This is a genomic window from Yersinia sp. 2541 StPb PI, assembly GCF_052217145.1.
GTDB lineage: Bacteria > Pseudomonadota > Gammaproteobacteria > Enterobacterales > Enterobacteriaceae > Yersinia > Yersinia enterocolitica_E.
In genome coordinates, this window is record NZ_JAZGQB010000001.1 from 4,617,461 (window position 1) to 4,640,204 (window position 22,744).

A 22,744-nucleotide genomic window follows, 5' to 3' on the forward strand; every position below is an offset into this window, starting at 1 on the left:
ACGGCAACTTAAAAGTAGGCTAACTATGACAACTGAAAATACTACTCAAAAGAAATACATTGTCGCGCTTGATCAGGGAACCACCAGCTCCAGAGCCGTGGTGCTGGATCATGATGCCAATATCGTGAGTGTTTCTCAGCGCGAATTCACTCAAATTTACCCTAAAGCCGGTTGGGTTGAACATGACCCGATGGAAATCTGGGCGACGCAAAGCTCAACACTGGTTGAAGTACTGGCAAAAGCCGGTATCAGTTCTGACGAAATCGCCGGTATCGGTATTACCAACCAACGTGAAACCACCATTGTTTGGGATAAAGTAACTGGGAAACCAGTGTATAACGCCATTGTTTGGCAATGCCGTCGTACTGCTGATATCTGCGAAAAACTGAAAAAAGAAGGGCTGGAAGAGTACATCCGTTACAACACCGGCCTGGTGGTCGACCCTTACTTCTCCGGCACCAAAGTGAAATGGATCCTTGATAACGTCGAGGGTGCCCGTGAGCGCGCTGAACGCGGTGAGTTACTGTTTGGTACGGTGGATACCTGGCTGGTATGGAACATGACCCAAGGCCGCGTACACGTTACGGATTACACAAACGCATCACGTACCATGATGTTTAATATCCGTACCAAAGAGTGGGATGACCGTATGCTGAAAGCGCTGAATATTCCGCGCGCTATGCTGCCTGAAGTCCGTCCATCCTCAGAAGTTTACGGCCAGACCAACATTGGTGGTAAAGGCGGGACCCGTATTCCAATCGCAGGGATCGCGGGTGACCAGCAAGCGGCCTTGTTCGGTCAGCTTTGTGTACAACCCGGCATGGCTAAAAATACCTACGGAACCGGCTGTTTCTTGTTGATGAATACCGGTACAGAAGCCGTTCAGTCTACTCATGGCCTGCTGACTACTATTGCCTGCGGCCCACGAGGTGAAGTTAACTATGCACTGGAAGGCGCGGTATTTATTGGCGGCGCATCTATCCAGTGGCTGCGTGATGAGCTAAAACTGATCAGTGATGCTACCGACTCCGAATATTTCGCCACTAAAGTGAAAGACAGCAACGGCGTATACGTAGTGCCAGCGTTCACCGGCCTCGGTGCACCTTATTGGGACCCGTATGCCCGAGGTGCGATTTTCGGCCTGACACGTGGGGTTAACAGTAACCACATTATCCGTGCAACCCTTGAATCGATTGCTTACCAGACGCGTGATGTACTGGATGCGATGCAGGCAGATGCCGGCGAACGTCTGAAATCACTGCGTGTGGACGGTGGTGCGGTGGCGAATAACTTCCTGATGCAGTTCCAGGCCGATATTCTGGGTACCCGCGTTGAACGCCCAGCGGTTCGTGAAAGTACCGCTCTCGGTGCTGCGTTCCTGGCAGGTCTTGCGACTGGCTTCTGGAGTGATCTGGATGAAGTGAAAAGCAAGGCAACGATTGAGCGCGAATTCCGCCCAGGGATTGAAACCACTGAACGTGATGTTCGCTACCGTGGCTGGAAGAAAGCCGTGGCGCGTGCCCAGGCATGGGAAGAGCACGAAGAGTAACGGCCCGCTTGTTTTACACTGTTTTTTGTAAACCAAAGGCGCCATCATTCCTGATGGTGCCTTTTTATTGTGAAAAATCTCATCCCGCCAAAAGACACCCCTACGGCTTTACTTCGCAAAGATGGTAGAATTCCTGCTTACATCCTTCTTCTATTACCCTAAATAATTCGAGTTGCAGAAAGGTGGCAAGCGAGAAAAGCCCCAAGAGCTTACATTAAGTAGGTGACTGGGATGAAAAATCTGCTTGCAGCGGTCTCGCCTTGTGAGGCCCATTGACGAGCCAAGTAACGAGCGTAGCCAACGCACATGCAGCTTGAAGTATGACGGGGATACAGGTCTAACCATGAAACGTGAACTAGCCATCGAGTTTTCCCGTGTCACCGAAGCTGCCGCGCTGGCAGGCTATAAGTGGCTGGGCCGGGGCGATAAGAATGCCGCCGACGGCGCTGCCGTACGGGCCATGCGTATTATGCTCAATCAAGTCAATATTGATGGGCAGATTGTTATCGGTGAAGGTGAAATCGATGAAGCACCGATGCTTTTTATCGGTGAAAACGTGGGGACCGGTCAAGGTGATGCGGTTGATATTGCGGTTGACCCGATTGAAGGCACCCGTATGACCGCCATGGGCCAGGCAAATGCGCTGGCGGTGCTGGCGGTGGGAGATAAAGGGACATTTTTACATGCCCCGGATATGTACATGGAAAAGCTGGTAGTTGGACCGGGAGCCAAAGGGGCTATCGACCTTAACCTACCGCTGGAACAAAACCTGCGCAATATCGCCATCAAGCTCAATAAACCCTTGAGTGATTTAACTGTTATCACACTGGCTAAACCACGCCATGACGGTATCATCGCTGAAATGCAGCAACTTGGGGTGAAAGTGTTTGCCATTCCAGATGGCGACGTGGCAGCGTCCATTTTGACCTGCATGCCAGAAAGCGAAGTCGATGTGATGTACTGCATCGGTGGTGCGCCTGAAGGTGTCATTTCTGCTGCGGTGATCCGTGCACTGGATGGCGATATGCAAGGCCGCTTGTTGCCACGCCATCAAGTTAAGGGCGATAACGAAGATAACCGCCGTATGGGTGAACAAGAATTGATTCGTTGCAAATCCATGGGTATTGAAGCAGGTAAAGTGCTGTTATTGGGGGATATGGCCCGTAATGACAATGTGATTTTCTCTGCAACCGGTATTACCAAAGGCGACTTGCTGGAAGGGATTTATCGTAAAGGCAACATGGCGACCACTGAGACACTGCTGATCCGGGGTAAATCCCGCACTATCCGCCGTATCCGTTCGACCCATTTCCTTGATCGCAAAGACTCAGCATTACACGAGTTCTTGCTGTAAACCGCCCCGTGAATCTTTTTCGTCCTCTTTGAGCAAAAAATAAAACGGGTACCGCATTAAATCAGTACCCGTTTTTATCTACCGACTTAAGCATGATGCTCTTGTGGTTGCATCCGATGAGATAACGGCCACCAACACAGCAAAATCAGAATTGCCATGGCAAACATCAGTAGCCCCAAACTAAATTGCCCGGTTTGTGGCAGCATAGCTGACAACCAGGTAGCCAATCCTGATCCCATATTCTGCAATCCCCCCACTAATGCCCCTGCCGCACCGGCCAGGTATGGAAACGGCTCCATGGCACCGGTAGTTGCCAGTGGGAACAGCATTCCGGCGCCAAAGAAGAACAACGCTGCCGGTATCACCAGTGTCCAGATATTCATGATGCCGAACCAACCAGGGATCCACATCATCAACCCGGCCAGCAGGCAACTGATAACCGAATGCCACATCAGGCTGTGAAAGGTTTTACCTTCGCGCCCGGCATACCATGCACCGAAAAATGCGGCTGGGATCGGCAAAATAAACAGAATACTGACCATCATACCGCTCAGCCCTAGCACTCCCCCCATCAACACGCCGGCACTGGCTTCAAATACGGCAATCCCGGCCAACGCTCCAATCAACATGATTAAATAGCAACTAAAGGCCCGGTCAGCGAGTAACAGGCGGAAGCTGGCCAACATTCGCCGCTTTTCAGTTTGCTGTGGCCGAGTCTCCGGCAACCAGCGGAACATACAAAACGCCACACCACCACACAGAAATAGCAAGAACGCATAGCAAGCGCGCCAGCCAAATAGACTGGCCAGCACTCCACCGATAACCGGTGCCATTAAAGGGCTGACTAAAATACCCATATTTAACATACTGTTGGCGTAGCGTAGCGCCGTACCGGCATATAAATCCCGTGGCATGGTGCGTGCCATCACACCTGCAACTCCCGTCCCCATCCCCTGCAAAGCGCTGGCAGCAACCAACATGGTCAGGCTATCCGCCAGCCAAGCCCCAAGCGCCCCCAACATGAATATCATCATACCAACCAGAATCACCGGCCGGCGACCAACCCGGTCTGATAGCGGGCCATAAATCAATTGTGAAAAACCATAGGTCAATAGATACGCTGCCATCACGCGCTGCACCACTCCGGTGCGAACCGATAAATCACGGGCGATATCCGAGATAACCGGCACATAAATGGTTTGCGCCATCTGACCAACGGCAACCAGGAGGATCAACATAACCAGCAGGTGGAAATTTTCTATTTTTCTCATTGTCTTAACTAGTCTATTAGCCGGACTACGTGCCACATTGATATTGAAAAAGTGACACACCTCACTATTGGCGCATAAGCTAACAAATCTAGAAATTTTAGCGAGCCAGCACGACATATTGCCAAATAGCCAACTGGCAGATAAAAACACCATGGCCGTAAAGTAAACTGTCCAGATGAACCTTGATGGAGAAGAGATGTGTTTAAATATTGGAAAATAATTATACGATAAGCCTGTTTTTTGAACAGAACAGATCGTTATATTAGGGTGCTCCAGCGCGGTAAAGCATTTATGCGGCAATCGTGAATAATGGCATAACCTAAAAGCAATACATGGAGAGAGATAATTTAAAAGCGGTAATCATTGACGCTAAATAAATCTGTTGCGTATCGATAGTGGTTAAATAATGTTCTAAACGTACAATAATTTCCGTTTCCTGAGCGGACCTCAAAATTAGCAATTGTATTAATAGAGTTCTGAATAAAAATGTGACTAAAAAATACTATAAAGACCCCACAAAATAGTCTATACCAATTAATATCCCCCCGGTATCATTCAGCGAGTTTTATATTTACTGATACACTTTGTTTTTTATTAAATTATTTTTCATACAATAACATCATATTATGAGTAACAGGATTTAAAATCACCGATTGAATAAGCCAAATCATCAATATAAGATTTATTTGCACCACTCATGGCTAATAAAGTCGATGGGTGAAATCTCAACCTAAAGAGGTGATATATGTCTAACTGGAATGATATAGCAAGTATATATAAATTAAGTATTTATATTTCCAATGGTGAGAAATCGACTTCTATCTATGCCAATGGTAATAATCAAATACCCGTAGATATAATTATTGAAGCTAGAGATAAAAAAAATAACCCAGTATTTTTATCCAGCGATGAAATATACGACCATATTAATCTCGTCGATTATAAAAATACGCCTATTCCCAGCAGGGTATTAACCAAATCAAAAGTGGCTGGGGAATATGTTTATCCTGTTCTCAAGCAGATATCACGAGACAATCCCGGTAACCCTTGTCACTTCTATTTATCTGTTCCTAAAGTTTCAGAGTCCCCACTCAAAGTATATGTTCAGGTTTTCATTAACGATCCCAATACTGGGACCAAAATAGAGTATACAACGGCACAAATAAACAATAATAACAATGCAATACCTGACTATATATCAATGAGAATTCTCCCGGCGAGAATATTCACTGATAATGATTTGGACATTTTGACTAAACAAGAAAACCGTGTTGACGGCTATAACAGTATCTTGAGAAAGTATTACGTCCGATTTAAATCGACAGATAATACCATTACCCATGATGCTTTATGTGATCAGAGATACTGGTTCTATTATAGACAGCAAGGTAACTATAAAGGCTGTTCTACCTCAACTGATAGCTCAATTGATATTAGCTCAGCTAACTATACTGCCAAATTTCAAGTGTCGAACTCCTGGACCATTAGCGTTACCTCGAAAAATCATGAGGAACGCGGTATCTGTTTCTGGTCTTATCGCCTATGGTACGGTGCGCTATGGTCTTATAACGATTGGTCTAAATCTCTGCATTTCTTCTTACATGACCAATACGGTAACAGAGCTGATATTGACGTAAAATCTAATGGCGACCAGGACATATCCTTCCATGTCTTGGCTTAGTTCACCTTGCATTCATCCCATTGCTTAACCGTGATTTATTATTAAAAGTAGTTTCAGTTTTACCGACTGGGCTACTTTCATTTCAATATTAAAAAAACTCAATGGAGGTCATTTATATGACTCAAGTGGCTAACTATTTCACTCAGAGTGGTAATTTCATCAGTGCAGCCTTAGGCGGCGTTGACCCGAGAACCGGTTTATATTCATTTTCTTTTCCTATTGCCAGTGTGGTGGCTAATAACAATTTAGGGCCGGAAATAGATGTATCACTACATTATAATATGTTTGATAATAATAACATTGGCCTTGGCATGGGGTTTTCATTTTCTTTCTCACAGTATGATGCACTAAATAAAGTTTTGTATTTATCAACAGGTGATAAATACCATATTTATGAAAGTGCTAACGGCGTAGAAATTGAGCAAAAAAAATTAAGCTCTTTTAAATTCGAGCGTAATAATGATAACTATATTATTACTTATAAATCAGGTATGGTCGAAATATTAGAAGGCAGGAATTCAGGTCAAAATATTAAAAATGTTATTTCAGTAATTTCTCCGTTAGGGCATGAAGTTCATTTTAACTGGATATTTAAAGGTTTCAAGCGTCTAGCCAGCATCCGAGATGCCAATAGAGAATTACTTAAAATAAATTACGACGATGCGATATTCCCTGAAATTACTATTTTTTCAGGGACGCAGGAACAGCGCACGCTACAATTTCAGTTGTTCAACAAACGATTGCAAAAAATAACCTTAGTTGATAATAAGTATCAATGGGTTATGGCCTATACTGGCGAGGGTTATATTGAACAGGTGACTTATCCATCCGGCTTAATTGAAAACGTTGATTACCAAAATAACTTGATGCGCTTTCCTGAGAATGCCGTGCCCGCGTTGCCTGCCGCCGTCAGACACACTATCACCCCCGGAACTGGGCAGCAAAAGTTGGTCACCCTCTACGAATATACCAACACGAACTATTTAGGCTTTGCCAGTGGCGTGAATTTCTTACCAAATAGCGATAATGCTTATCGGATCCTGACGGATTACCAATATGGATCAACGGAAACTCAACTCGGTGATAAGCACAATATTGTTATTACCCGTAGATACAATAATTTCCATCTCATTACGCGGGAAAGCACCCAACAAGGCAGCTGTTCATGTACTGTAGAAACTGAGTATTACGCCCAAAAAGGCACCCCTTTTGACCAACAGCCCGCACAATTTCAGCTCCCCAAACAAACCACAACGACGTTTCTTGATACCAGCAAACCGGCAACCGAACAACGCCGCGTTGAAATAACGAAAACTGAATTTGATCTCTGGGGCAACCCAACGAAGGAAGAAAATCCTGATGGTTCGGTGGTAGTGACCCGTTGGTACGCCAGCCAGGGGGAGGAAAACTGCCCAGCGGAACCCAACGGTTTTGTGCGATTTATAAAACAACAAAAACTCATCCCTGCCGAATCCGCTTATACCACGCCAATCCGGACCTGCCGTTTTACCTACCAAAGACTCGGCAATACTCCGTATGTGGTGCAAGAGAAGAAATTCTTTTATCGCGACGACCAGTTGTTGTCGCAACAGAACCTAATGTCAATAAGTGACGCTAATGACGCCGAGTTTGGGCGAATTATTGCCATTAACGAGGACATGTATGAGCTGTCAGATAGCGGCAAGCAATTCACCAGCACTCAGCGTTTTACAACTCAAATACAAAGTGGTTTATTAACTCAAATAGCAAAATTTATCGGCTCTGACGGTGTAACCAGTACGGTAACTCACACTCGCTCCGCTTATACTGGGCTGTTGTATGCAAAAACCGATGCTCAAGGTATTACTACGCATTATCAATACGATGAAATGGGCCGTCTTACCTCCAGAGTTACCTGCCCTGGCACTCGCTATGAAAATACGACCCGTTGGGACTACCTGATCGATGGCGAAGGGAAGCTTTCCACTACTGAAACAGATGCCGCAGGTAATAAGCTTCGCACCTATTTTGATGGTCTGGGTCGCACATTACGCCAACAGCAGTCGAATGCGGGAGAGACACCTTCTTGGTATGAAATTCAGTCTTATAGCTATAACCTGTTAAATGAAATCACCGCAGAGAAAAGCAGTGATTGGTGGATAGCGAAAAATCAGCGGCCTGAACAATATGCCATTAACTCGGCTCATACTTATGATAATTGGGGGGAAATAACTAAAGCCGCTGGCAGCGACGGCATTACGCGTTGGCAAGTGAATGACCCTATTCAGCTTACCCAAACTCTCCACCAGAGTGGTAACAACAATAACCGTGAGATCGACAGTGGTAGCAGCAAAATTCAATACGATATCAATCTACGCCCTCTGAGCACGACCCGTATTGACACTGCCGGAAAGCCACAGGGAGTGTGCCACTATGCTTACGATGGACTGGGCCGCTTATGCCGAGAAGAAGATGAACTTGGGCATGTCACTTTACATACCTATGATGCTTACGACCGGCTGGTCAGCCAAACTACAGCAGACGGCAGCATAGTAACCCGCACCTACCCCGGCTATTTAAAGGGCAATTATGTAGCCTCACTCACCCTTACGGGTAAGAATTCAGCAGGAAAAACCCAGCATTGGCTACTAGGTACTCAGAATTTTGATAGCCTGGGGCGGCTGATCGAAAGCTCCAGCTGTGGCCGAACTACGTCCTATCGCTATCAGGAAGCATCACCCGTTCCGTTCAGTATCATCACCCCTGAGAAGGAAGTGATTAATCTATCTTACATTCCCGAACTGAATAATTCGGTGCAATCTCTCAACGCAAACGGTGTCACCCAAGAGTTTAGCTATGACCCTATTAGTGGCCGGCAGTTGGACGCCAAAGAAACTGACAGTGTCGATACTCAATTTTCCTGGCACCCTTCCGGCAGTTTGAAAACCGAAACAGTGATCCATCACCAAGATTCCCCCCGTGCCAGTCATTATCGCTGGACGCTGCGTGGTAGCAACACCACTTTTACCGATATCACCGGCGCACAAACCCGCTATAACCGAAATACTGACGGCAGAATAATTGAAGTTGCGGATGATGATCTGAATGCACGGCTAAGTTATAACCCGTTAGGCTACCTTGCCAGCTTGCTGATTACCGATGGAACAACGCAGAACAGCCTGAAAACTCAGCTAGCTCACGATGATTTTGGCCGGGAAACATCCCGTAAGGTGACTGATAGCAAAGGCATAGAAATCATCATATTACAAACATGGCTGGCAAACGCTCAGTTGGCTACTCGTATCACCAAACACAATAATATCACCATTCACACTGAAAATTACGGCTATGATAAACGTAATCGTTTGGTCAGCTATGTCGCGACCGGAAGCAACCTGTCACCCGCGCCTAATGGCATGATGTTATCTGCACAACGCTACGCTTATGATGCTCTGAATAATCTGACCCACCTGGAAACCACTTTCTCCGATGGCACTACCGACAGTGTAGTGTACCGATATCTCAATGATGACGATCCCACACAATTAACCTCAATAACTCATACGCATCCTAATTATCCCGCCAGTATTGCCCTCGACTATGATGCCAATGGGCGCATGATTAAAGATGAATCGGGCCGCACGCTCACCTACGACGTAACCGGTCGTCTTATTGGCATAAACGGAGAGAATATCGCAGGCGGTAGCTACAGTTACGATGCACTGAACCGACTGGTGGCCCAGAACGTCAGTGATGGCGATAAGCGAGTGTTGTATTACCAAGGAAATGAGTTAGTCAACGAAGTCATAACATATCAGGCAAGTAATAATCGATTGATTAAACTGGGTCATGCCTGTCTGGGGGTAAAAGAGCTCAGCCATCTTACCCTGACGGCCACCGATAACCATGATAATTTGCTCTGGTCACGAGAGGTAGCTAACAGCAGCGGTACTCTCAACACTTGGTCACCCTACGGCTATGGCTACACGCCTTCCCCGTTACTGGGGTTTAATGGCGAACGCCTCGATCCGGTTAGTGGAAGCTACCATTTAGGTAACGGTTATCGTGCCTACAACCCTTTACTAATGCGATTCAACTGCCCGGATAGCCTCAGCCCGTTTGGCGCTGGCGGCATTAATCCATATGCTTACTGCGCAGGAGATCCTATTAATCGCCTAGATCCAAGCGGTCACCTGAGCGGAAGCGCCATTGCTGGGATCGTGTTGGGCTCTCTGGGATTATTGGCAGCTATATTTAGCGCCGGTGCATCAATAATTGCCGCTGGCAGCGTGATGACAGCAATCAGCTCAGCTTCAGCAATATCACTGGTGGTTGGCTCGATGGGCGTTGCTTCAGATGTAATATCTATTGTGAGCAACGCTATTTCCGATAGTAATCCCGAAGCATCCTCAGTATTGGGATGGATATCACTGGGAACAGGGATTTCCGGGCTGGCAGGAGGCGTGGGCCGTGGCGTTTATAAAGGTATCTCCCGCGCCACATCGGGGCTGAGAACACGAACTGCTAATATTCTGGAAAAAGGCTTATCAGGCCGTGGTAGCCCAGTTGCGGCCAGAACATGGGCTTCTGAGGATCTGATGACGTTTTATCGCGGTGACGATCGTTCACCGGAGGCCATCAGAAAAGCGGGTGGATTCTACCCCAGAAGCGGTGATTCCTCGAAAGACGTGCTTACGCGATTTAAAAAAGCCTTTAGTGAAGACGCCGCTGGGCATTCCCAGGCGCATGTACGTCAAGGCAATCCTGATTATATTTCCTTTGGTACCGATCTCGATTCAGGCGGCTATGCTGACACCCGCAGCTATTTTTATGAAGTTAAAATTCCAGGCATGCGTCAGCAAAACATTACCGCTGAGGTGATCGGCACTCAATCGGTTAGAACCGGCCCCAAAGTCAGTGCGCCGCGATTGCTGCTTGACGGTCATTCGGTGGATACGTCTAATTTTGTTGCCATGTTACCAGCACGTACCGTCGAGGCCACTTTCGTAACACCAGTACCGATACAATTCATTAGCCGTTATCGAATGAAAGGTGGTAGTTGGATGAGTTTTTGACCTGAGATAGTAATATGATGCCCCCTATCAATTTGGATGAAACGGCAGTTCCTGCAAGACAAGGGGGGACGCGATGATAATACCAGTAGAAATCATAGCCCAGTGTCATTTTCAGAATGATGACAGAGGTCCAAGGACGAAAGGCATAACATTTTATCGATAATGTTTTTCAACCAAATGCTCTAAAATATCGCCATCGCTTTAGGCATCACTTCAGATAAGTATATGATGGGAAAGAATTATGGCTGAATGGGTTAGTGGCAAAATTACTCACATCGAACACTGGACCGACTCGTTGTTCAGTATTCGGGTCAATGCGCCAATTGACTCCTTTACCGCCGGTCAATTTGCCAAGCTGGCATTAGATATCAACGGCGAGCGGGTACAGCGGGCTTATTCTTACGTTAATGCGCCAAGTGACGACAATCTGGAGTTTTATCTGGTCACAGTACCGGAAGGCAAACTCAGTCCACGGCTGGACCAGTTGCCCGTAGGCGGTGAAGTGATGGTTACCAAGCAAGCGGCGGGCTTCTTTGTGCTAGAAGAGATCCCCGATTGCGATACCTTGTGGATGTTAGCCACCGGCACCGCGATCGGCCCCTATCTGTCAATTTTACAGGAAGGGCGTGATTTAGAACGCTTCAAAAATCTGGTGTTGGTCCATGCGGCACGTTTCGCCCGTGATCTCAGCTACCTGCCACTGATGCAACAACTTGAACAGCGCTACAACGGCAAGTTACGTATCCAAACAGTGGTGAGCCGTGAAGAGTCCCACGGTTCATTGACCGGCAGAGTTCCGGCCTTGATTGAGAATGGCTCACTGGAAGCCGCTGTCGGCCTGAAAATTGACGCGCATGACAGCCATGTAATGCTATGCGGTAACCCGCAAATGGTACGAGACACCCAGCAATTGCTGAAAGAACAGCGTGAGATGCGTAAACATTTACGCCGCAAACCGGGGCATATGACCAGCGAGCAATATTGGTAATAGACAGTATCGTCAAAGCTAACTAACTGATAATAAAGGGCCATATGGCCCTTTTGGCTTTATCAAACCCTATTCACTGTGGTGTTTTATCAGCCAGAAACTTCACCGGTACCGCTTCTGGGCCAAAACGATTGTCACCCTCGGTACCGAGAAATGCGCCACAATCAATAAACATCATGACAATAATTAGTGTGGGAATAAACCGCCCAACACCCCATTGCCAGATGGGCGCTAGCATCTGCCAGTTACCGGCCATCAGCATCCAGGCCAGTACCACCAAAAATGCCCACCAACCGGCTTTATTACGGTCATGAAGCCGTTTAACCACCACTGCCGCCGTTGGCCACAGCAAAAAAACTATCGCAAAAGCCGCAGTCTGAATGGGTAACCAATCCTTACCTGCCAGCGTAAAAACAACCAGCATCGCCAACAGCCACAAACTAATCCAGATCCAAAAGTCCCGCCGCCCGATACGGCCTTTAAACGAGAAACACCACTGCTGTATTGTCATCAATGAACCGATCCATTTACCTGATATAATTTACAGTTGATATATACTCAATAGAGTACCCCAATGCCGCAACTAACCTATAATCTTTGCAGTGAATTTTGACAATCACACTCAATTACCGCTTTAATCCCCTACACACACTTCTAACGACGGCATAAGTCATGAGAAAAGAGAGAGTCGCGATACTGGCAATACTGCTGCTAATAGCAACAGTTAGCCGCGCTCATGCCGACCCCGCAGACGACAGCGGTCAGCCAACGGAAGAGGCTCAGCCGACCGCGCCTTATCTACTTTCTGGCGCGCCAACTTTTGATTTAACACTGGTCAAATTTCGTGAAAGCTATAACCGCACGAATCCAACACTGCCTCTCAGTGAGTTTCATGCGATTACAGTAAAAGATGATCTGCCCCCACTGACTCGGGCTGCCAGTAAGATTAATGAGAATCTCTATGCTTCAACCGCACTGGAAAAAGGTACCGGTAAGATTAAGACCTTACAAATTACCTATTTGCCGATAAAAGGGAGTGAAGAGAAAGCGGCCCGACTAGTGGCTGTCAATTATATGGCAGCCCTGATGCGCCAGTTTGAGCCCACACTCACGCTCCAGCAAAGTCTTGATAATGTGCAGCAACTGCTGACACAAGGTAAAGGTTCGCCTTTCTATGCCCATCCGATTGGCGCAATTCGCTATGTGGTAGCGGATAACGGCGAAAAAGGGCTAACTTTCGCTGTTGAACCGATTAAGCTGTCACTATCTGAAGCATAGTCTTGCCGCAATTAATGACGAAAAGCAAAGCCATTGCCACTAATCATCTCTATACTGTTGGACAGGTAAACTGCCTGTCGGGCAGTCATTATTATTGACCCTCGCGTCCCCTTGTTGGAGGAAGAAACATGCGTCATCCATTAGTTATGGGTAACTGGAAGCTGAACGGTAGCACTAACATGGTCAAAGAGCTTATCGCTGGCCTGCGTACAGAACTGAGCACCGTTGACGGTTGTGGTGTTGCTATTGCCCCACCGACTATCTATCTGAATCAAGCTAAGCACGAGTTGGCAGGTAGCCGCATCGCTCTGGGTGCACAGAATGTTGATGTGAACCTGTCTGGTGCATTTACCGGTGAAACCTCTGCTGACATGCTGAAAGATATCGGTGCGCAATACATCATCATCGGTCACTCTGAGCGCCGTACTTATCACAACGAAAGTGATGAATTCATCGCCAAGAAATTTGGTGTATTGAAAGAAGCCGGTCTGATCCCCGTTTTATGTATTGGTGAATCCGAAGCAGAAAACGAAGCGGGCCAAACTGAAGCAGTCTGCGCCAAACAACTGGATGCCGTGCTGACTACTTTGGGCGTAAAAGCGTTCGAAGGCGCAGTCATTGCTTATGAACCAATTTGGGCAATCGGTACTGGCAAATCAGCCACTCCGGCACAGGCTCAGGCAGTTCATAAATTCATCCGTGACCATATCGCGAAACAAGATGCCGCGGTTGCAGCACAAGTTATCATTCAGTACGGCGGTTCTGTTAACGACAAAAACGCAGCAGAGCTGTTCACCCAGCCTGATATCGATGGCGCACTGGTTGGCGGTGCATCACTGAAAGCGGATGCTTTCGCGGTTATCGTGAAAGCAGCAGCGAAAGCTAAAAAAGCCTAATTCAGGTTCTAAGTTACTGATTAAGCTGGGGCAGATGATGCTCCGGCTTTTTTATTAAAATTTTCATGAAACTCTTTTTTATATAAATCAATTCCGTCAGTGCCAATTGGGCCAAGAAATTTGCTTATCTCCGCGCTTTTTCCTGCAATATTATTAAGGTGACATTCAACATAAGTCTTTTTCTGCGCATCAAAAAAATGAATAATATTACTGCCTTTAAATTTAATCACATTACAGGCATGCCCTTGGGTCGCCCCCGGTAACATGCGCAACATAGCTGGCCGATGAATCACAAGGACACCATTTAACTCGTCAGTGGGTTGATATTGCTGTAGCTGAGTCAACAGTTCATCAACAGACTTAGCACTCTTATCTAGCAACCCCATATTCCCTTTGACATCCCCACCTCTCAGTTCGGGTATTGCAAGATAAACCGTATTCTTCTCAAATGTTTCAGCCACGGCGGTGGCACAAGAAGCACAGTTAGTTTGCCCAAAACCATGAATGCCGAAGTATGCCAGCAAAGCAGCGAGTGGTCGTAGTAACAGAGGCGGCTTACCCTTACTATTGCCTATATTTAACAAATAGCCTGTTAGATAATTCTCTTTGGTACCAAAAATGGAGTAGTTACTGGGCTTAATGCCAAAGGAGGCTTTCTCATTTGTTATGGCTAATGTTGGTGGTGTATAGCTCTCAGTGATAACTGCTGAAGCGGCATCCCATTCATCAGGTTCACATATAATTGACACGTTACTATACAGTGATTCAGTACTCCCACCCCTCGATAATGCCCTCAATGGCGGACTTAATGGGTCCAAACCTGGATTATCTATCAAGCTCGTACTTGAAACGCCACGAATGCTCATAATTCTCTCCGCATAATTTGCCACATTTATTAGACCAAATAACTCAATAGCGCATTTAACACGTGCTGGCGAATTACGCGGTTTTTATCTGTAAGAAAGAGATGAATTGTGAAAATAATCAGAGGGTTAAAATGGTTAATAAAACAAAGCGCCCGCAAGCATTAACCTACGGGCGCTGAGTCTACTACGGCTATAAAAATGTTATTATTTTATCGTTTACTTATTTCATCAAACACGCCACCAGTGGCGAAATGTGTCTGCTGTGCTTTGGTCCAGCCACCGAACACTTCATCGATAGTAAACAACTTCAATTTCGGGAACTCGTTGGCGAATTTAGCCGCCACTGCCGGATCCCGTGGCCGATAGTAATTCTTGGCAGCAATAGTCTGGCCTTCTGGCGAATAGAGGTATTTTAAGTAAGCATCCGCCACTTCCCGGGTACCACGCTTATCAACCACTTTATCCACTACAGATACCGTCGGTTCAGCTAAAATAGAGACACTTGGCGTGATGATATCAAACTTGTCTTTACCTACTTCATTCACCGCCAGCAGAGCTTCGTTCTCCCAGGCAATCAGCACATCGCCAATACCGCGTTCAACAAAGGTATTCGTGGCACCACGCGCGCCGGAGTCCAACACTTCCACATTCTTATACAGCGTTTTAACGAATTCCTGCGCTTTAGCCTGATCATTATTGTTGTGTTCTAACGCATAACCCCATGCCGCCAGATAGTTCCAACGCGCGCCACCCGAGGTTTTCGGATTAGGTGTAATGACCGAAATTCCTGGTTTCACTAAATCTGACCAGTCATGAATCTGTTTCGGGTTCCCTTTACGCACCAAGAACACGATAGTTGAGGTATACGGCGCAGAGTTATCAGGCAGGCGCTTAATCCAGTTTTTATCAATACGACCACGCTCAGCAATAGCATCGACATCATATGCCAGTGCTAATGTCACCACATCAGCTTCAATACCATTAATAACCGAGGTCGCCTGCTTACCGGAACCGCCATGTGATTGACGCACCGTCACCTTATCACCGGTTTGCTGTTGCCAATGCTTACTGAATGCCTGGTTATATTCCTGATAGAATTCACGTGTCGGATCATATGACACATTCAATAGTTGGATATCTTTTGCCATGGCACCTGATGCCAGCAGCAGTAATGACAGACCTACACCCCATTTACGCATTGACCCGCTCCCATAAATATTGTTATTAATTAAATAGTTATTAACCTATACCCTAAATAATTCAAGTAGCAGGAAGGCGGCAAGGGAGATAATCCCGATGAGCTTACATAAGTAAGTGATTAGGGTTATTGAGTGTAGCCAACACATACGCAGCTTGAAGTATGACGGGTATAAATTGTAATCAACTAAATTGGTTGACCTGATACTGAGCGTGCCAGAAACTTCCCGCGCAATTAAAGAATAAAAAAGTTTTGATTATATCAATACGAAATATACAGGCAGCACGACCAATAAATATCAAGCAATCGACACACCGGTGGTCTGAGAAATAGCAGGCATAAATGCAAAAAGCCCCCGGCATGCGGAGGCTTTTATATTGGATAGCAGACTGTTTTAGAACAGTTTTTTAGCTGTGTCGTACCAATCTTCTTTAAATTTACTTTTCTTGTTCTCTGGCGCGATACAAACAGAGATAAGTTCATGCACCATTTTCTCGTTTTGTACGCCAACGCAGAAACCACCTTGCGTATAGTCGTGGTCTTCCAACAACAAGTCGACGGCATAAGCACCCATACGGGAAGCCAGAATGCGGTCATAGGCTACTGGTGCACCACCACGCTGAATGTGGCCTAATACAGTGCCACGGGTTTCACGGCCGGTTTCTTTCTCGATATATTTAGCCAGTTCGTCGATATCATCCAGTTTTTCAGTAATAGCAACGATAGCGTGCTTTTTACCTTTCGCGATGCCAGCTTTGATTTCATCAACCAAATCATCACGTTTGAATTCGACTTCAGGAATAGCAATAAACTCACAACCACCAGCAATGGCAGCCGCCAAAGTCAGGTCACCACAATAACGACCCATCACTTCAACGATAGAGATACGTTGGTGTGAAGAGGAGGTATCACGCAGACGGTCAATCGCTTCAACCACGGTCCCCAGTGCAGTGAAGAAACCGATGGTATAGTCAGTACCGGCCACATCGTTATCGATGGTGCCCGGTAAACCTACACAGTGGATACCACCCTCTTTGGTCAGCAAGTCTGCACCGGCATAAGAACCGTCACCACCGATAACCACCAGGCCATCGATACCCCGGTCTTGCATGTTCTTCAGGGCCACTTTACGTTTTTCTGGATCACGGAACTCAGGAAAACGTGCAGAACCCAGGAAGGTACCACCACGGTTAATCATATCGGACACGCTATAGCGGTCCAGTTTTCTCATGCGATTTTCATACAAGCCCAGGTAGCCATCTTCAATACCGTAAACTTCTAATCCTGCTGACAAAGCGGCACGAACAACCCCACGAATGGCTGCGTTCATACCTGGCGCGTCACCGCCGCTTGTTAGTACACCGATTTTTTTGACCATGACTACCTCTAAACTTGTAGATGCGATTTTTAAAATTCTTTATTTGCTAATTTTGTCTTGCACAAGAGACCCGTACAGAAAACCAGCTTTATGAGATTAATATCGGATATTATAGCAAAAACACCAAGCTGAATTGATTCAAGTCATGCCATCTGGCGGTATTTTCTTCAACACTGAACCATAATGTAACCACAGTTTACCTGTCGTTAATGAAGAAATTATAACTCCCAATGCGCATGGCGCTCTTTCGGCACCACAGAGCAGGGATCTTGATGGATAAGTACATCGGCACCGGGGAATCGGTGCAACAGTGCGCGTTCAACTTCCTCAGCTAAGATATGTGCTTCCATCAATGGCATCATATCTTCCATTTCAAGATGAAGTTGAATAAAGCGTGTTGGCCCCGATTGGCGGGTACGCAGATCATGAGCACCAATCACGCCCGGCCATGACATCACAATATCAATAATCTGCTGGCGCTCGTCATCAGGCAATGCCCTGTCCAGCAAGGCTTGAACCGCTTCATATCCCATACGTAACGCACTATAGAGAATATAAACACCAATACCCAATGCAAACAACGCATCAGCCCAGTGAAAACCATACCAACTTAATGCCAATGCAATAAGAATAGCACCATTCATCATGACGTCAGATTGATAGTGCAACATGTCGGCGCGAATGGCCTGGCTGTGGGTTTTTCGTATCACCCAACGCTGAAAAGTGACTAATATCAATGTACTGAATAATGCAATTAAGGTGACCCAGATACCTATACCTGGATCTTGCACTGGTTGCGGTGACGCCAAATGCTGAAAACCCGTCAGGAACAGGAATAACGCCGAGCCGGAAATAAACATGCTTTGTGCCAGTGCGGCCAGTGACTCAGCCTTGCCATGACCAAAAGTGTGCTCTTCATCGGCGGGTTGCAGAGAGTAACGCACCACAAAAAGGTTTGTCAGAGAAGCGGCCAGATCCACCAGAGAGTCAACCAACGCCGCCAACAAACTTACCGAACCGGTATGCCACCAGGCAAAAATTTTAATAATCAGTAAGGTTGATGCCAGCCCTGTCGCACTGAGCGCGGCAGCTTTAACCAAACGCGCATATTGCGGATCCATAACTTATCCTAAATGATATTTTAGAATTATGAGTATACGGAAATGGAATAAAAAAAGCCCTCCATCATGGAGGGCGAAAGACAGGGATGGTGTCTATGGCAAGGAAAACAGGGTATTACAGGGTACTACTTACTTCTGGGCAGAAGAGGGTTGTGCTGCTGGCGCCTGCTGCATTTTCTCAATGCGCTGCTGGTGCTTTTGGTTCAAGACAGCTTTTTGCTCTGGAGTGAGCAAGTTAAACATTTGGTTACGAACTTTGGCCATTTCGACCTGACGTTCAATCTGGTCCTTGGTCATTTTCTCAGCCTGCGCTCTTACCGCAGCTTCATCGAATTTATCGGCGGTAATCAGCTTGTGCATTGCGTCTCTGTCCGCCATATCAAGGCGTGGCTGGCCTTGGCGAGACTGGCGCATCAGGTCACGCATTTGCTGACGCTGTTGTTCTGTCAGATTGACGCCGTCAAACATGTTATGGTGACCGCGACCATCTTTCTTGTTCATCATCGCACTATCACCGTGGCACCAGCTATCAGTGGCCCCGGTCTTATCGGCGGCGAAGGCGGCTTGAGAGCCTAGAACTAACATTGACGCCATGATTAACGTTGTTACTTTAGTTACTTTGCGCATTATTAACTCCTGGGTTCTGTCTGCTAAGCGATTTGCTGCTATGCGATTCAATGTGAAGCAGTCTATCGCTCCTGCTGCAAACAAGCGTCAGCGCATGTAAAACTGGGGTCAGTGCATGTAAAGCTAAGTAAAGTCATGGAATACCGGCAATTGTTAACGTATTTTGCGTCAAGAGGAGAAATAACCATGCATAAAATCCTATTAGTTGATGATGATCGTGAATTGACGTCGCTGTTGAAAGAATTACTGGAAATGGAAGGCTTTAATGTTGTTGTTGCCTATGATGGCGAACAGGCGTTAAACCTGCTAGATAACTCTATCGACTTGTTATTGCTAGATATTATGATGCCGCGTAAAAACGGTATCGAAACTTTGAAAGAATTACGTCAACATCACCAGACCCCTGTCATTATGCTGACTGCTCGTGGCAGTGAATTGGATCGGGTGCTTGGCCTTGAGCTGGGCGCTGATGATTATCTGGCAAAACCGTTTAATGATCGTGAGCTTGTGGCACGTATCCGTGCCATTTTGCGCCGCTCGAACTGGAGCGAACAACAGCAAAATGTCGATCAAGGTGCGCCAACACTGGACGTTGATTGCCTGCAATTGAACCCAGGCCGTCAAGAGGCTACCTTTGAAGGCCAATCGCTGGAATTGACCGGGACTGAATTTACCTTGCTCTACCTGCTGGCTCAGCATCTCGGTCAGGTAGTCTCGCGGGAGCATCTCAGCCAGGAAGTGCTGGGGAAACGGTTAACACCTTTTGACCGTGCTATTGATATGCACATTTCAAACCTGCGCCGTAAGCTGCCGGATCGCAAAGACGGGTTACCTTGGTTTAAAACTCTGCGTGGTCGCGGATATCTGATGGTATCAGAAACATGATTAACAGTTTAACGACGCGAATTTTTGCTATTTTTTGGTTCACCTTAGCACTGGTATTAATGCTGGTATTGATGGTGCCAAAGCTCGACTCGCGTCAACTGACTGCCTTGCTCGACAGTGAACAGCGCCAGGGAACAATGCTCGAGCAACATATCGAAGCTGAACTGGCCAGTGACCCCGCCAATGACCTGATGTGGTGGCGCAGGCTTTATCGCGCCATCGAAAAATGGGCACCACCGGGCCAACATCTCGTGTTAGTCACCACTGAGGGCCGTGTCATTGGCGCTCAACGTCACGAAATGCAAATTGTCCGTAATTTTATCGGCCAGTCTGATAACTCAGATCAGCCGAAAAAGAAGAAATATGGCCGTGTCGAGATGGTCGGCCCCTTCTCTATCCGCGATGGTGAAGATAACTATCAGCTCTATCTGATACGCCCGGCCAGTAGCCCGCAATCTGATTTTATCAATTTGATGTTTGACCGCCCGCTGCTGCTATTGATTGTCACCATGCTTATCAGTGCGCCACTGCTGCTATGGTTGGCTTGGAGTCTGGCAAAACCGGCTCGTAAGTTGAAGAATGCCGCCGATGATGTGGCGCGGGGTAATTTGAAACAGCACCCTGAGCTGGAGTCCGGCCCACAAGAGTTTTTAGCCACCGGTGCCAGTTTTAATCAGATGATCAGTGCGCTCGATAGAATGGTTGTGGCCCAACAACGGCTGATTTCTGATATCTCCCATGAGTTGCGCACGCCACTTACCCGCCTGCAACTGGCGACCGCGTTGATGCGACGTCGTCATGGTGAGGGGAAAGAGCTGGAACGTATCGAAATGGAAGCACAGCGACTGGATAGCATGATCAATGATTTACTGGTGTTATCCCGTAGCCAACATAAAAACGAGCTACATCGCGAACCCATTAAAGCGAATGATTTATGGTCTGACGTGCTGGAAAATGCCCAGTTTGAAGCAGACCAAATGGGCAAAACTCTGGAAGTCACCGCACCTCCCGGGCCATGGACCCTATTTGGCAATCCCGCAGCACTTGATAGCGCGCTGGAGAATATCGTGCGTAACGCACTGCGTTACTCTCATCATCACATTGCGGTGGCATTCAGCTCTGATAATCAGGGTATTACTATCACTGTCGATGATGATGGCCCCGGTGTTAGCCCGGAAGACCGTGAACAAATATTCCGGCCGTTCTACCGCACTGATGAAGCGCGGGATCGCGAATCAGGTGGTACGGGTTTGGGATTGGCGATTGTCGAAACAGCCGTCAATCAGCATCGCGGATGGGTGCGGGCTGAAGATAGCCCATTAGGGGGCTTGCGCTTGATACTGTGGTTGCCGCTGCATCCACTTAAGTCTTAATCTATCGTACCTCTGCCCGATCATCTGGGATCGGGCAGATCTCTGCTATCACGGTTTGCTGACCTCTTCTCCCTGCCCCTCTTTTTCCAGCAACAGCTTTTTGCGCTCAATACCCCAACGATAGCCTGACAACGTGCCATCCTGGCGAATAACCCGGTGACAAGGAATAGCAATCGCCAGCATATTGGCAGCACAGGCACCGGCTACCGCACGCACCGCTTTGGGCGAACCTATTCTGGCGGCGATATCAGCATAACTGGCGGTCTCACCTACCGGTATTTCCCGCAGTGCCTGCCACACCCGCTGCTGAAAAGCGGTGCCCTGAATATCCAGTGGCAAATCTAGCCCGAGCTGAGGAGCCTCAACCAACCCCACCACCTGCGCGAACCATTGCTCAAACTCAGCATCGCCGCCAATTAACTCTGCTTGTGGAAACTTATCCTGTAGCTGCTGCACCAACAGCGCTGGGGAGTCACCCAGCAAGATGGCGCAAATACCCAGCTCACTTTTTGCCATCAGAATCGCACCGAGAGAACTTTCTCCGACGGCAAAATGCAACGTGACATCACGCCCGCCACTGCGGTAGCGGGTCGGTGTCATCCCCAACAACTGATTCGATTGCTCATAAAATCGGCCATTAGAGTTATAACCGGCTTCAAAGATAGCGTCAGTTACCGAGCCTTGCCCCGCTAATTGTGCACGAATACGCGCACTGCGCGTTGCACTGGCATATGCCTTAGGGGTCAACCCGGTAATGGCTTTAAATAAACGATGGAAATGAAAAGCACTGAGATTCACCTGCGCCGCTAGCTCATCAAGTTTAAGTGGCGTCTCGGCCTGCTCAATTAAGCGGCATGCCCGACTGATTTTGTCTGCATGCTGCTGTGACAGTGGTAATTCAGTGGGCTGACATCGTTTACAGGGCCGATAACCGGCCTGTTCAGCAGCATGATTATCGGCAAAGAATTCAACATTCTCTGCTTTAGCCTGACGGGACGGGCAAGAGGGGCGACAATAAACACCGGTCGTTTTCACTGCATAAACGAACTGGCCATCGGCTGTTTTATCCCGATTAACGATCGCATCCCAGAATGTATCTTTCGTCCGGATCATGGTAAATACCCCGTTGGTAGTGACTGTGGTAATCAGCATATAAAACCGCCACTGCTTACACTCTCCGCTGCTTGCTTTTAAATTATTGTGCGTGCTACTGACATTAGCAACC

Annotated in this window: 17 protein-coding genes; 9 read left to right on the forward strand and 8 right to left on the reverse strand. The window is 47.2% G+C overall.

What is annotated here, in order from left to right; all coding sequences use genetic code 11:
* The first annotated feature begins 25 nt into the window (after positions 1 to 25).
* Positions 26 to 1,549: a glycerol kinase GlpK gene (gene glpK, locus V1953_RS20715; RefSeq protein WP_083161770.1), complete on the forward strand. Its 1,524-nt coding sequence runs from the start codon at positions 26 to 28 to the stop codon at positions 1,547 to 1,549.
* Positions 1,550 to 1,892: 343 nt separating this feature from the next.
* Entirely contained in the window at positions 1,893 to 2,903 is a 1,011-nt protein-coding gene (gene glpX, locus V1953_RS20720) for a class II fructose-bisphosphatase (RefSeq protein ID WP_083161768.1), read from the forward strand.
* A gap of 86 nt (positions 2,904 to 2,989) precedes the next feature.
* Here glpX and emrD read toward each other — a convergent pair whose 3' ends face one another.
* The gene (gene emrD, locus V1953_RS20725; protein WP_420073099.1) at positions 2,990 to 4,174 is read right to left on the reverse strand and encodes a multidrug efflux MFS transporter EmrD; all 1,185 of its coding nucleotides are present in this window, start codon (positions 4,172 to 4,174) and stop codon (positions 2,990 to 2,992) included.
* Positions 4,175 to 4,919: 745 nt separating this feature from the next.
* Here emrD and V1953_RS20730 point away from each other — a divergent pair.
* The 3 genes from V1953_RS20730 (at position 4,920) to fpr (ending at position 11,897) form a co-directional block, all read left to right on the forward strand.
* A complete protein-coding gene (locus V1953_RS20730; protein WP_442851255.1) occupies positions 4,920 to 5,855 on the forward strand; it encodes a transferase in 936 nt (311 codons plus the stop codon).
* Between the two features lie 116 nt (positions 5,856 to 5,971).
* Positions 5,972 to 10,909: an RHS repeat-associated core domain-containing protein gene (locus V1953_RS20735; RefSeq protein ID WP_442851256.1), complete on the forward strand. Its 4,938-nt coding sequence runs from the start codon at positions 5,972 to 5,974 to the stop codon at positions 10,907 to 10,909.
* 241 nt (positions 10,910 to 11,150) lie between these two features.
* Positions 11,151 to 11,897, forward strand: coding sequence for a ferredoxin--NADP(+) reductase (fpr, locus tag V1953_RS20740; protein WP_083161762.1), 747 nt, complete (start codon positions 11,151 to 11,153; stop codon positions 11,895 to 11,897).
* A gap of 73 nt (positions 11,898 to 11,970) precedes the next feature.
* Here the strand turns inward: fpr and V1953_RS20745 are convergent, their stop codons facing one another.
* Positions 11,971 to 12,408, reverse strand: a complete 438-nt coding sequence (locus V1953_RS20745) for a DUF805 domain-containing protein (RefSeq protein WP_083161760.1) — start codon at positions 12,406 to 12,408, stop codon at positions 11,971 to 11,973.
* Positions 12,409 to 12,569: 161 nt separating this feature from the next.
* On the opposite strand from V1953_RS20745, the gene V1953_RS20750 reads away from it, so the two are divergent.
* Together V1953_RS20750 and tpiA are read left to right on the forward strand one after the other, a co-directional pair.
* Positions 12,570 to 13,175 (forward strand): DUF1454 family protein, encoded by a 606-nt coding sequence (locus tag V1953_RS20750; RefSeq protein WP_442851257.1) that lies wholly within the window; start codon positions 12,570 to 12,572, stop codon positions 13,173 to 13,175.
* 128 nt (positions 13,176 to 13,303) lie between these two features.
* Complete coding sequence (tpiA, locus tag V1953_RS20755) at positions 13,304 to 14,071, forward strand: triose-phosphate isomerase (protein ID WP_083161756.1); 768 nt, start codon at positions 13,304 to 13,306, stop codon at positions 14,069 to 14,071.
* Positions 14,072 to 14,091: 20 nt separating this feature from the next.
* Here tpiA and V1953_RS20760 read toward each other — a convergent pair whose 3' ends face one another.
* From V1953_RS20760 to cpxP, 5 genes are all read right to left on the reverse strand, one after another.
* Entirely contained in the window at positions 14,092 to 14,937 is an 846-nt protein-coding gene (locus V1953_RS20760) for a hypothetical protein (protein ID WP_372569783.1), read from the reverse strand.
* 209 nt (positions 14,938 to 15,146) lie between these two features.
* Positions 15,147 to 16,136 (reverse strand): sulfate ABC transporter substrate-binding protein, encoded by a 990-nt coding sequence (locus V1953_RS20765; protein WP_083161754.1) that lies wholly within the window; start codon positions 16,134 to 16,136, stop codon positions 15,147 to 15,149.
* Between the two features lie 393 nt (positions 16,137 to 16,529).
* A complete protein-coding gene (pfkA, locus tag V1953_RS20770; RefSeq protein WP_083161752.1) occupies positions 16,530 to 17,513 on the reverse strand; it encodes a 6-phosphofructokinase in 984 nt (327 codons plus the stop codon).
* Positions 17,514 to 17,731: 218 nt separating this feature from the next.
* The gene (gene fieF / locus V1953_RS20775; protein ID WP_083161750.1) at positions 17,732 to 18,634 is read right to left on the reverse strand and encodes a CDF family cation-efflux transporter FieF; all 903 of its coding nucleotides are present in this window, start codon (positions 18,632 to 18,634) and stop codon (positions 17,732 to 17,734) included.
* A gap of 129 nt (positions 18,635 to 18,763) precedes the next feature.
* Complete coding sequence (cpxP, locus tag V1953_RS20780) at positions 18,764 to 19,261, reverse strand: cell-envelope stress modulator CpxP (RefSeq protein ID WP_442851258.1); 498 nt, start codon at positions 19,259 to 19,261, stop codon at positions 18,764 to 18,766.
* A 186-nt stretch (positions 19,262 to 19,447) separates the two neighbouring features.
* Between cpxP and cpxR the strand changes: the two genes are divergently transcribed.
* Both cpxR and cpxA read left to right on the forward strand, forming a co-directional pair.
* Positions 19,448 to 20,146 carry an envelope stress response regulator transcription factor CpxR gene (cpxR, locus tag V1953_RS20785; protein WP_005190576.1) on the forward strand — a complete coding sequence of 233 codons (699 nt, stop codon included), beginning with the start codon at positions 19,448 to 19,450 and terminating at the stop codon, positions 20,144 to 20,146.
* Positions 20,143 to 21,519, forward strand: coding sequence for an envelope stress sensor histidine kinase CpxA (gene cpxA, locus V1953_RS20790; RefSeq protein WP_372569784.1), 1,377 nt, complete (start codon positions 20,143 to 20,145; stop codon positions 21,517 to 21,519). The genes cpxR and cpxA overlap by 4 nt, the downstream gene beginning before the upstream one ends.
* Positions 21,520 to 21,567: 48 nt before the next feature.
* Here the strand turns inward: cpxA and ada are convergent, their stop codons facing one another.
* Complete coding sequence (ada, locus tag V1953_RS20795) at positions 21,568 to 22,671, reverse strand: bifunctional DNA-binding transcriptional regulator/O6-methylguanine-DNA methyltransferase Ada (protein ID WP_372569785.1); 1,104 nt, start codon at positions 22,669 to 22,671, stop codon at positions 21,568 to 21,570.
* Positions 22,672 to 22,744 lie beyond the last annotated feature (73 nt).

Bases quoted from the DNA above. Each gene is read 5' to 3' on its own strand.
- glpK (WP_083161770.1), top strand. From the start codon at position 26: ATGACAACTGAAAATACTACTCAAAAGAAATACATTGTCGCGCTTGAT.
- glpX (WP_083161768.1), top strand. From the start codon at position 1,893: ATGAAACGTGAACTAGCCATCGAGTTTTCCCGTGTCACCGAAGCTGCC.
- emrD (WP_420073099.1), bottom strand. From the start codon at position 4,174: ATGAGAAAAATAGAAAATTTCCACCTGCTGGTTATGTTGATCCTCCTG.
- V1953_RS20730 (WP_442851255.1), top strand. From the start codon at position 4,920: ATGTCTAACTGGAATGATATAGCAAGTATATATAAATTAAGTATTTAT.
- V1953_RS20735 (WP_442851256.1), top strand. From the start codon at position 5,972: ATGACTCAAGTGGCTAACTATTTCACTCAGAGTGGTAATTTCATCAGT.
- fpr (WP_083161762.1), top strand. From the start codon at position 11,151: ATGGCTGAATGGGTTAGTGGCAAAATTACTCACATCGAACACTGGACC.
- V1953_RS20745 (WP_083161760.1), bottom strand. From the start codon at position 12,408: ATGACAATACAGCAGTGGTGTTTCTCGTTTAAAGGCCGTATCGGGCGG.
- V1953_RS20750 (WP_442851257.1), top strand. From the start codon at position 12,570: ATGAGAAAAGAGAGAGTCGCGATACTGGCAATACTGCTGCTAATAGCA.
- tpiA (WP_083161756.1), top strand. From the start codon at position 13,304: ATGCGTCATCCATTAGTTATGGGTAACTGGAAGCTGAACGGTAGCACT.
- V1953_RS20760 (WP_372569783.1), bottom strand. From the start codon at position 14,937: ATGAGCATTCGTGGCGTTTCAAGTACGAGCTTGATAGATAATCCAGGT.
- V1953_RS20765 (WP_083161754.1), bottom strand. From the start codon at position 16,136: ATGCGTAAATGGGGTGTAGGTCTGTCATTACTGCTGCTGGCATCAGGT.
- pfkA (WP_083161752.1), bottom strand. From the start codon at position 17,513: ATGGTCAAAAAAATCGGTGTACTAACAAGCGGCGGTGACGCGCCAGGT.
- fieF (WP_083161750.1), bottom strand. From the start codon at position 18,634: ATGGATCCGCAATATGCGCGTTTGGTTAAAGCTGCCGCGCTCAGTGCG.
- cpxP (WP_442851258.1), bottom strand. From the start codon at position 19,261: ATGCGCAAAGTAACTAAAGTAACAACGTTAATCATGGCGTCAATGTTA.
- cpxR (WP_005190576.1), top strand. From the start codon at position 19,448: ATGCATAAAATCCTATTAGTTGATGATGATCGTGAATTGACGTCGCTG.
- cpxA (WP_372569784.1), top strand. From the start codon at position 20,143: ATGATTAACAGTTTAACGACGCGAATTTTTGCTATTTTTTGGTTCACC.
- ada (WP_372569785.1), bottom strand. From the start codon at position 22,671: ATGCTGATTACCACAGTCACTACCAACGGGGTATTTACCATGATCCGG.